Below are 2,320 nucleotides of genomic sequence, written 5' to 3'. Positions count from 1 at the left end.
GAGCAGCACCTGGGCGCGGGTGCCGGCCAGCACGTCCGCACCGGCGCGGTGGCGTTCGGCGTGGTAGCTGTCGAGCAGGTGCGTCGGCGCGGTGCCGCGGACGGTGGCGGCGAGCTTCCAGCCGAGGTTGAACGCGTCGTCCAGCGCGACGTTGACGCCGATCGCCCCGGACGGCGGGTGGACGTGCGCGGCGTCGCCGGCGAGGACGATCCGGCCGCGGACGTACTCGGCCGCCTGCCGGGCGGCGTTGCCGAAGCGGGTCAGCCAGCGCGCGGAGCGGAGTTCGACGTGGCGGCCGAGCGCGTCGTCGACGGCGGCCTGGAGGAGGTCCAGGGTGACGGGGGCGTCCCTGTCGGCCTTGTCGGCCTTTTCGGCGGGAGGCTGCCGGTCGGCGGTGACGATCCGGACGTAGCCGGGGCGGGGTATCGCGAACACGCTCCCGCCGGGGCCGGTGCTCACGCCGAACGGAAGCGCCTGCGGGTCGGCGAGTTCGACGTCGCCCAGCAGGGAGAAGTGCGTCGCCGCGGTGCCGGGGAAGGCGATGCCGGCCCGTTTGCGGACGGTGCTGCGGCCGCCGTCGCACCCGACCAGGTACGCCGCCCGGATGCGGTACTGGCGCCCGCCGGCGGCGACGGTCGCGGTGACGGAGTCGAAGTCCTGTTCCAGGGCGAGCAGTTCGTGTCCGCGCCGGAGGTCGGCGCCCAGGTCGAGGGCGTGCTGCTCCAGGATCTCCTCGACCCGGGTCTGCGGGATGCCCAGCGAGTACGGGTGGTCGGTGTGCGTGCCCGCGAGGGTGAGCGTCACGGGCAGGCCGGAGAACGCGGCGTGCGGGACTCGCCGGCCTTCGGCGGTCAGCCGCTCGGCGAGGCCGCGCCGGGCCAGCAGGTCCAGGGCGCGGGCGTTGAGGTTGAAGCCGCGGCAGAAGTCCGGCCGCTGCGGGTCGCGTTCGAGCACGACCGTGTCGACGCCGGCGAGCCGCAGCTCGCTCGCCAGTAAGAGCCCGGCCGGGCCGGCTCCCACGATCAGCACCTCGGTCAGCACCTCGGTCATCGGGTGGTTCCCTTCGCGTCGATCCAGCCCTCGGCCTTGGGCCAGGCGAGGCTGCCGTCGCGGATCTCGGCGATGGTCCGCCGCGTCCAGGCCAGCTCGGCCTCCCAGGCGTGCAGCGCGCACTCGACCTCGATCATGAACAGCCGGGGCACCCCGCCGGAGCCGACCGTCTCGGCCAGCACCGCCCCCGTCTCCTCGATCCGCCGGGCCAGGTGCTCCGCCCGTTCGGCCAGCGCCTCGGCCGCCCCGTCCGGCCCTAGCGCGCCGAGGTAGGACACCGCGGCCATGAACTTCGGGTACTCCGCGACGGGCGTGCGCAGCAGTTCGTCGATCCAGCGGACGAACTCGTCCTGGCCCACCGCCGTCACCTTGTACACGGTGCGCTCGGGCCGGCGGCCGTCGCGCGCCGTCTCCACGGGCTCGATCCAGCCGTGCCGCACGAGCGACTCGACCGTGTCGTACAGCGACCCCGAGTTGACCTTGAAGCTGCTGTCCTTGTGCCGTTCCCGCAGCGTGGACGCCATCTCGTACGGGTGCATCGGCTGCTCCTGCAGCAGACCCAGCACGGCCAGCGCCAAGGTGTTGGAGATCTTCCGCTTCGCCATCGACATGCCCACCAATCCCTAGTCGATTCCTACATCGATCCCTGGTCGGCTCCTAGTCGATTCCTAGTAGCCGGATCCGACTATACGGCTCCGGCTAACCGAAGGGAACGGCCGATCCGTCGACACGTCACATTTGAACGCGTTCAATTGGCGCGCTAGGCTCGGAGCCGGAGATAAGGGGGAACTCATGAAGATCGTCATTCCCGGCGGCTCCGGCGTGCTCGGTACCCTGCTCGACCACCGCCTGACCGCCGCCGGACACCACGTCGTGGTCCTCAGCCGCAGGCCCGCCGGACCCCGCCAGGTCTGGTGGGACGGCCGGCACCTCGGAGCCTGGGCCACCGAGGTCGACGGCAGCGACGTGGTGCTCAACCTCGCCGGGCGCAGCGTCAACTGCCGCTACACGGACGAGAACCGGCGGGCCATGATGGACTCCCGGGTGCTCTCCACCCGGGCCGTCGGCCAGGCGATCGCCGCCGCCCGCCGCCCACCGGCCGTCTGGCTGCAGATGAGCACCGCCACCGTCTACGCCCACCGGCACGACGCGCCCAACGACGAGCTCGACGGCCTGATCGGCGGCGACGAGCCGGACGCCCCGGCCTCCTGGCGGTACAGCATCGACATCGCCCGGGCCTGGGAGGACACCCAGGCCGAGGCCGACACCC

General features: G+C 72.5%; 3 protein-coding genes. 1 reads left to right on the top strand and 2 read right to left on the bottom strand.

What is annotated here, in order from left to right:
• Together AB0O00_RS36225 and AB0O00_RS36220 are read right to left on the bottom strand one after the other, a co-directional pair.
• Positions 1 to 1,050 (bottom strand): FAD-dependent monooxygenase (locus AB0O00_RS36225; protein WP_363658958.1); only part of this gene is annotated, 1,050 nt, incomplete at its 3' end.
• On the bottom strand, positions 1,047 to 1,661 hold the full coding sequence (locus AB0O00_RS36220; RefSeq protein ID WP_363658957.1) for a PadR family transcriptional regulator: 615 nt from the start codon (positions 1,659 to 1,661) through the stop codon (positions 1,047 to 1,049). The genes AB0O00_RS36220 and AB0O00_RS36225, both read right to left, overlap by 4 nt.
• Positions 1,662 to 1,842: 181 nt before the next feature.
• On the opposite strand from AB0O00_RS36220, the gene AB0O00_RS36215 reads away from it, so the two are divergent.
• A partial coding sequence (locus AB0O00_RS36215; RefSeq protein ID WP_363658956.1) for an NAD-dependent epimerase/dehydratase family protein occupies positions 1,843 to 2,320 on the top strand: 478 nt, incomplete at its 3' end.

Source organism: Kitasatospora sp. NPDC093558 (assembly GCF_040683475.1).
Taxonomy (GTDB): domain Bacteria; phylum Actinomycetota; class Actinomycetes; order Streptomycetales; family Streptomycetaceae; genus Kitasatospora.
The sequence above is the reverse complement of the archived record's forward strand: the minus strand, read 5'-3'. Positions and strand labels throughout refer to the sequence as shown.

Bases quoted from the DNA above. Each gene is read 5' to 3' on its own strand.
- AB0O00_RS36220 (WP_363658957.1), bottom strand. From the start codon at position 1,661: ATGTCGATGGCGAAGCGGAAGATCTCCAACACCTTGGCGCTGGCCGTG.